The sequence below is a fragment of the Dyella sp. SG609 genome, assembly GCF_012275375.1.
Classification (GTDB): Bacteria; Pseudomonadota; Gammaproteobacteria; order Xanthomonadales; family Rhodanobacteraceae; genus Dyella_D; species Dyella_D marensis.
On record NZ_JAAZQJ010000007.1, the window covers coordinates 254117 to 260698 of the forward strand.

At 66.9% G+C, this 6582-nt stretch carries 3 protein-coding genes and 1 riboswitch; all 3 genes read left to right on the plus strand.

Annotation, left to right across the window (positions count from 1 at the left end; translation table 11 throughout):
* Positions 1-450 precede the first annotated feature (450 nt).
* The 3 genes from FHW85_RS14750 to FHW85_RS14760 all read left to right on the plus strand — a co-directional run bounded on the left by FHW85_RS14750 (position 451) and on the right by FHW85_RS14760 (position 6414).
* Positions 451-2445 carry a hypothetical protein gene (locus tag FHW85_RS14750; RefSeq protein ID WP_168648753.1) on the plus strand — a complete coding sequence of 665 codons (1995 nt, stop codon included), beginning with the start codon at positions 451-453 and terminating at the stop codon, positions 2443-2445.
* 82 nt (positions 2446-2527) lie between these two features.
* Positions 2528-2761, plus strand: a riboswitch (cobalamin riboswitch).
* A 199-nt stretch (positions 2762-2960) separates the two neighbouring features.
* A complete protein-coding gene (gene metE / locus FHW85_RS14755) occupies positions 2961-5252 on the plus strand; it encodes a 5-methyltetrahydropteroyltriglutamate--homocysteine S-methyltransferase (protein ID WP_168648754.1) in 2292 nt (763 codons plus the stop codon).
* Positions 5253-5553: 301 nt separating this feature from the next.
* The gene (locus FHW85_RS14760; RefSeq protein WP_168648755.1) at positions 5554-6414 is read left to right on the plus strand and encodes a DMT family transporter; all 861 of its coding nucleotides are present in this window, start codon (positions 5554-5556) and stop codon (positions 6412-6414) included.
* The last annotated feature ends 168 nt before the right edge of the window (positions 6415-6582 follow it).

Genomic DNA, 6582 nt, shown 5'->3' on the forward strand with positions numbered 1-6582 from the left:
CGGTCCGAACATACGGACAACGCAAGCGCGTAGGGAGCTTGATGATTCCTGGCGGATATCTCCTAAATTCTGGCGATCCAACGAGCCCACCGGCTTGGCGCGCTTATCGTCCGGATGCGGAACTCGCCTGCTTCATTCGATCACTCGCAATATTTGCCAGTCATGCTGGAGCTCGTTGAGCGGATCATTCCGTAGGATTTCTATGGCCTCACCTGATAGCCGCTTAGTGAGAAATCCATCGCAAATCGATGCAGGCACTCTCATCGCGGTGCCCAGAAACTGGCGAGAACATGCTCTTGGCGCAATTTTCGGACGGATCGCAGCCGCGCTGGACGATAAGGAACATCCATCGGGACGAATAAGCATGGAGCGACGGCAAGCTTGCCGGGCAGGATGAAAGCGCAAAGACCATCACCAAGGGTCTCTGCGCCATCCTGAGGAAACCAGACCATGCTCAAACTTCGCCTGCCCGCGATGATCGCCACCTGTACGCTCGGCGCCATCTCGCTCCATGCCGGAGCGCAATCGCCGCCCGCGCCCCATCCCCAAACCATCTCCGCCGACCTGGCGCCGCTGGCCAGCCGTCCCGCCCTCGTCGAACTCTCCGAGGTCTATGCCCTGCTCACGCCTGCCTCGAAGGCGATGACACGGTCGCTGCTGGCCAGGCGCTGGATCGACGGTTTCCACGCCATGCCGCCGAGCCATGGCCCGCTCGATGTCGCCCTCATCGACGCCAGAGCGCTGGAGGACGACAAAGTGTTGAATGAAACGGGCGCCCTGTTCGATGCCGGCTTGCCGGTCGCCGTCTTCATTCCCGAGGAAACCTCCGCCGATGCGCGCGGCAAGGTCGCCACGCTGTTCGGTGCGGCATCCGAAGCGGGTCTGGCCGTCTATGCCAGGAACGCGGGCGGCGGCGTACGCGTGTTCTCCACCGACGTCGACCGGAGCCTGGCCTATGCTGATACGGCCGAGCGGGTGCGGCATTTCCAGCAGGCCGTGGCGGACCATCTCGCGGCCATCGAACGGGGAGGCAAGCAGCCCGAGCCGGATTTCCGCCAGATCAGGCAAGCCCCCGGCAACGGCAGCCATCCCGATCATCTGCCGATCGTCGAGTTCACCGACACCACGTTCGGCAGCGGTGGGCAGTCGCTGACGCGCGAAATCACCGTGATCCGCGACTCCACGGCCAGCAAGGATCAATTCAATGTGATCATGAAGACGTCGGGGCTGATCAAGGGCGGTGCAGACGTCGCTCCCCAATGCCGCCCCGTCGCCTGTATCGGATACACGCAGTACTACCTTGTCGACGCCATGCTCGATTACGGCAGGAACGCCCAGCCCACCGTGGCGCGCACTCTTCCGGAAACCACCAGCCTGACCGATCTCACTTACAACCACACCGAATCGGAGACCACCAGTTTCGGGTTCAACCTCGGTGCGGATGCGGAGAAGGCCCTGGCGGGCAATCCGGCGGCGGCGATCAAGCCGAGCTTCGGTTTCAATTTCGGCAAGAGCTACACCAAGTCCACATCGATCACCTTCACCGTCAAGGATTACTCCACGGCGGTGGAATCCAGGCACGAGGAGCCCAACTACTACCCGTGCAACAGCTGCGTTCGCCCGCCCGGCGTGCGCAATACCTGGAAGTATCAGATCTCGCAGGAAATACTGAACCGCTTCCGGGACGACCGCACGATGACGCCGGCCATGCGGCAATTTGCGCCGCAGTCCTACAGCTCATGGACCTTCAAGGTGTCGGGCGGCAAGCATCCGATCAAGCTCGCCGCGAGCTCTTCCGTGATGCAGCGGAATGGCCTTGGCCGATCCTCCGGTCCGGTCGTCAGGGTGAAAACCAGTGCCGTGACCATCGACCTCGATTCGCCTTACCTGCACCGCGAACCGGTCGTCATCCTGCAATCCAAGGAAAACGCCGGCCGCTGCCTGATCAACGACGGCCGCGGCGCCGCGACCCTCGGCACCTGCAGCAGGGACGTCACCCGCCGCGCCGGACAGTGGTACCTGGACAGCTTCGACCGCTATGTCAGCCGCCTGGACGGACGCTGCCTTGCCGTCAACGAGCGCAACGCCCGCCAGGTGGAAGTAGTGGCGTGCAACGACCGCAGCGCGCAGAAGTGGTACTGGGCCGCCGACCGCATCAACTCCAAGCTCAACGGCGGCGACAGCGGATGGCGCCTGTTCGTTGACGGCAATGCGGTGAAGGCGCGCATCGACCCGAAGCGGCAGCAGGTCATTCCCAATAACCCCAACCAGGTGCTGCTCAGTCCCTGGTCCACCTACCCAGGCGCGCCGGTCGCCGGCGCCACCATTCCCACCCTGGGCATACCGCAGCCGCAGGTGCCCGAAGCCTGGGTGCGGACCTTCAGGGACATTCCCTCGACCGAACGCTGGGAGCCGGTCGCGCTGCGCCAGTACAAGGAGGGCTGAGCCTTCACCCGGAGCAGCCCCGCGAGGGCTGCTCCACCTCCCCTCACGATCTTCCGCTTGACGGAACCCCGTCCCTGCCCCTAATTTCCCCGCCGCTGGTGGCTTTCATCCTTTCATCGCGATGAAAGGATGCAATTAAAAGGGAAGCCGGTGCGGCCTTACGGCCTATTCCGGCGCTGCCCCGCAGCGGTGTGTGGAAACGACCCTCGTCAACAGCACTGGCCAGTGGACCGGCCGGGAAGCGGCGAGCACTAGGCGAGGCGCCCGCGCCTCTCGTCCACGAGCCCGAAGACCTGCCCCGGCCGGAAGGCGATGAGCTTTCTGTCTGACCTGGAGCTTCCGCGGGGAAGCGGCTGGGGCTGCCCGCCATGCTCACGCCATGGCCGTCCGCTCCTGCGCGACCCCGCGCCAGCCCGGTTCGCCCGCGGGGGCGAAGGTCGCGCGCATGTCCGTGGAAGCTTCGCGGCCATGCGCTTCCTTCGTTCCTCATTCACCACGAATCGAGGAAATGCAGCATGAGCACCGTTACCAATCTCGGCTTCCCGCGCATGGGTGCGCGGCGCGAGCTCAAGCAAGCCCTGGAAGCCTACTGGCGCGACGAAGCACTGCGCCCGCAGCTGCTGGACACCGCCCGCCAGCTGCGCGAACGCCACTGGCAACTGCAGCGCGAGGCCGGCGCGCACGTGGTGCCGTGCAACGACTTCTCGCTGTACGACCACGTGCTCGACACGGCCTTCCTGCTCGACGCCATCCCCGAACGCTACCGCGCCCTGGCCGACGCCGACCCGCTGGCCGGCTACTTCGCCATGGCGCGTGGCACGCAGCGCGCGGGCCTCGACCTGCACGCGCTGGAAATGACCAAGTGGTTCGACACCAACTACCACTACATCGTCCCCGAACTGCATGCCGCGCAAACCTTCCGCCTGCGCGACGACAAGCCGGTGGCGCAGTTTCTCGAAGCGAAGGCGCTGGGCCATGCGGCGCGGCCGGTGCTGCTCGGTCCGGTGAGCTTCCTGCTGCTGTCCAAGACCGCCGACGGCAGCGACCGCCTCGCCCTGCTCGAACGCCTGCTGCCCGCCTACGCCGAACTGCTGGGCAGGCTGCGCGAAGCCGGCGCCGAATGGGTGCAGATCGACGAACCCTGCCTGGTGCTCGATCTCGACGAAGACGATGCCGCGGCCTATCGCCAGGCCTATGCCGCGCTCGCCGCCGCCGCGCGGCCGAAGCTGCTGCTGGCTACTTACTTCGGCGCCCTCGGCGACAACCTGCGCCTCGCGCAGGAACTGCCGGTCGACGGTCTGCACGTCGACCTGGTGCGTGCGCCGGCCCAGCTCGATGCCGTGCTGGAGACGCTGCCCGCCGAACGCGTGCTGTCGCTGGGCGTGGTCGACGGCCGCAACGTGTGGCGCGCGGACCTGGACCGCGCCATGGCCGTGACGCGCGTGGCGATCGAACGCGTGGGCAAGCAGCGCGTATGGCTGGCGCCGTCCTGTTCGCTGCTGCATGTGCCGGTGGACGCCACGCTGGAGAAGTCGCTGCCGTCCGACGTACACGCCTGGCTGGCCTTCGCGCGGCAGAAGCTGGAGGAACTGCGCACCGTGGCGGACATGTGCAAGGGCGTGGTCACCGCCTACCCCGCGCTGGAACGGGCGCGCGAGCTGATCGCCGCGCGCCGGGCCTCGCCCAGGGTGCACCGCCTGCAGGTGGCGCAGCGCCTGGCCAACCTGGATGCCGCGGACGCGCACCGCCGCTCCACCTACGCCTTCCGCCGCGCGAAACAGCAGCAGCGCTTCGACCTGCCGCTGTTCCCCACCACCACGATCGGCTCCTTCCCGCAGACTCACGAAGTGCGCGAGGCGCGCGCCCGCCACAAGTCCGGCCAGCTTTCCACCGCGGACTACGACGCGCTGATCGCCGCGCAGACCGCCGCCTGCGTGCGCTTCCAGGAGGAGATCGGCATCGACGTGCTGGTGCACGGCGAGTTCGAGCGCAACGACATGGTCGAATACTTCGGCGAGCAGCTCGACGGCTTCGTCTTCACCAGGCATGGCTGGGTGCAAAGCTATGGCTCGCGCTGCGTCAAGCCGCCGATCATCTACGGCGACGTGCAGCGGCCGCAGCCGATGACCGTGCGCTGGTCCACCTATGCGCAGTCGCTCACCAGGCGGCCGATGAAGGGCATGCTCACCGGCCCCGTCACCGTGCTGCAGTGGTCCTTCGTGCGCGACGACCAGCCGCGCGCCACCACCTGCCGCCAGCTGGCGCTGGCCCTGCGCGACGAAGTGCTGGACCTGGAGGCGGCCGGCATCCGCATCATCCAGATCGACGAACCGGCCCTGCGCGAAGGCCTGCCGCTGCGCCGCGCGGACTGGGCCGGCTACCTGGCCTGGGCGGTGGAGAGCTTCCGCCTGGCGGCCGCCGGCGTCGCCGACGACACGCAGATCCACACGCACATGTGCTACTCGGAGTTCAACGACATCATCGAGGCGGTGGCCGCGATGGATGCCGACGTGATCTCGATCGAGACCTCGCGCTCGCGCATGGAACTGCTCGATGCCTTCGTGCGCTTCCGCTATCCGAACGAGATCGGCCCCGGCGTGTACGACATCCATTCGCCGCGCGTACCGGACGTGGCCGAGATGGTCGGGCTATTGGAGAAGGCCAGTGAAGTGCTGAGTCCGGAGCAGTTGTGGGTGAATCCGGATTGCGGCTTGAAGACGCGCGGGTGGGATGAGACGCGCAGGGCGCTGGTGGCTTTGGTGGAGGCGGCGCGGGTGATGCGCGAGCGGGTTACTGCGGCGGTGTGATCAACGATGAGGGACGCCGCATCCCATGGCGTCCCTCAACCTCGACCGTCATCCCGGCGCAGGCCGGGATCCAGTAGCGATGCGCTGGATGATGCGCGAACGCCACAAGCCACGCTTTGGAAGTCCGGGCAATAATCAGCGCTGTCGCTACTGGATCCCGGCCTGCGCCGGGATGACGAAGCAGATAGCCCACGAATAACGCCATTGCCCGAGCTTCGCCCTCATCCGCGCAGGTGACGGCCGCAGCACAACGAAGTCGCCGGTTTATCGTGTCGCTTTGCCGACGGCCTGAGGAACCCCGATGCAAACCACTTCCAAAGGCTGGGGCAGCGGCCTGCTCGGCGTCGTGATCTTCAGCGGCTCGCTGCCGGCCACGCGCGTCGCCGTGATGGGCTTCTCACCGTGGTTCCTCACCTCCGCACGCGCCATCATCGCCGCCGCGCTCGGCCTGCTCCTGCTCGGCGCGCTGCGCGAGAAACGCCCTTCCCGCGGCGACCTCGTCTCGCTCTCCATCGTCGCCATCGGCGTCGTACTCGGCTTCCCATTGCTCACCGCGCTGGCCTTGCAGCACATCACCTCCGCGCAATCGATCATGTTCATCGGCCTGCTGCCGCTGTCCACCGCCGTCTTCGGCGTACTGCGCGGCGCCGAGCGGCCGCAGCCTGCGTTCTGGCTGTTCTCGGGACTGGGCAGCCTCGCCGTCGCCGCGTTCGCCCTGCTGCAAGGCGGCGCCATCGCCATCGAAGGCGCCCTGCTGATGGTGGGCGCGATCCTGCTGTGCGGCCTGGGCTATGCGGAAGGCGCCGCGCTGTCGCGCCGGCTCGGCGGCTGGCAGGTGATTTCCTGGGCCCTGGCCCTGGCGATGCCGGTGATGGCCGCCATCGCGGCGGCGACCCGGCCGGACAGCTGGGCGGGTATCGCTGCGCCAGCGTGGATCGGCCTGGCCTACGTATCGGTCTTCAGCATGCTGGTCGGCTTCGTGTTCTGGTACCGCGGCCTCGCGCTGGGCGGCATCGCAGGCGTCGGCCAGCTGCAGCTGCTGCAGCCGTTCTTCGGCCTGGCCCTGGCCGGCCTGCTGCTGCACGAACCCGTGGCGTGGACGATGGTGCTGGTCACCGTGCTGGTGGTGCTCTGCGTCGCGGGCGCCAAGCGTTTCGCCTGAGCCGTCCCGCCACCGTCGAAATTAATTCACATAGAGTGCCGGCAGCGCGCAGTCCCCTGAAGCCGCTCTCGCCGATCAGCCGCGATCCGCGTTGCCGGCCATCTGCCGGAAGTGTTCGTTCGCGCGCGCCGTCATGCGCGGAAGCTCGGCTGCGAGGAATTCGATAAA